Here is a 1,300-nt window from a genome sequence, read left to right as displayed (position 1 = left end):
GACACTCATCTGGCCTTAATATAACTAAAGCGATAACTATGGTTGTGTACTCTTGGCGATAAATTTCAGTGTTTTCAACGGCATTCACTTCATCTCTTCTTCGTTAATGTCTCAAAGCTAAAATTGACTGTATTAACCTGATACAAATAAGGCTGAAGAGTGACAGAATATCGGATAGTTACTTCTAAAACGAATGTTTGCATCTTTCACTTTCCCAAAGGTACTGCTTTGGTGGCTTGTGGCCTAAATATTCAAGCTTTATGATCAAAGCCGAATGGCAACTTTGCGGACCTAATACGCCTTTGCCATGTTATTTGGTAATGTCACGCTCGGTATTTCAAACTGTAAGGTCGGGGTTGAGCCGATACAACTTATACGTCTAAGTCCTCATAACACGCAGGCATAAAGCGTGGCGTACACACAGCTAAAAACACCAAGTCACCCTCCCCGTCGTTATATATCTTCTGCCTAATGCCTTGCGGGATCAGTACTACATCCCCAGCGCTAACCTGCTGTTCCAGATCTCCAACATAAACCTTGCCTGAACCCTGCTGAATCACATAGCGCTCACTGACTTCTGTTAAGGCATGCCAGCGCGTTGTTTTACCCGGTTCAACTCTAGCTCGCGCAATCGAAAGTGCGGGATCATCGTCAGTATTTAACATCTCCAAGATATAGCAGCCCTCGTGAAAGTAATACTCTTCCCTTTCTGGCGTTCTATAGATACTCAAATTATTCCTCCATTCACCTTCATCTGTGTTATCAACAGGCTTTTCTTGTTAGTATTCGCGCCATATTTGTTCCCTTATTGAATACTGTAAAGAGACGCCAAAATGTCGTATATCATAGGCCAACGCTGGGTCAGCCAGACCGAACCCAAATTAGGATTAGGAATCATCAGCGAGTTTGAAAACCGCCGAGTGACGATCACATTTCCGGCAGCCGGGGAAACTCGCACCTACGCCAGCGTCAACGCGCCTATCAGCCGTGTAGTGTATAAGGCTGGCGACACGATCACCAGCCATGAAGATATCGATTACCTGGTTCTCGACCTCGACCAAAGCGCAGACATTATTACTTACATTGTTGAAAATAAAGAAAGCTCTCAACACGAAGAACTGAGTGAAGTTGAACTTAACTGTTTTATCCAATTTACCTCACCACTTCAGCGCCTGGTTAGCGGCCACTATGACCGAAATAGAGCCTTCCGACTTCGCTATGAAACGCTGCAGCACAAGCACCGCTTACAGCAGTCGTCAACGGATGGGCTGCTTGGTTCACGCACAAGCTTACTTCCTCA

At 45.2% G+C, this 1,300-nt stretch carries 1 protein-coding gene and 1 pseudogene; one reads left to right on the top strand and one right to left on the bottom strand.

Annotated features, from left to right (window positions below):
• Window positions 1–371: 371 nt before the first annotated feature.
• Window positions 372–731 carry a cupin domain-containing protein gene (locus A3729_RS03875; protein ID WP_197469628.1) on the bottom strand — a complete coding sequence of 120 codons (360 nt, stop codon included), beginning with the start codon at window positions 729–731 and terminating at the stop codon, window positions 372–374.
• 102 nt (window positions 732–833) lie between these two features.
• Between A3729_RS03875 and A3729_RS03870 the strand changes: the two are divergent.
• Window positions 834–1,300, top strand: a pseudogene (locus tag A3729_RS03870) (RNA polymerase-associated protein RapA); the annotation flags it as partial.

The organism is Oleiphilus sp. HI0043, from assembly GCF_001634935.1.
Note: the sequence above shows the minus strand (reverse complement) of the source record. Positions and strands in the feature narration are given on the sequence as shown.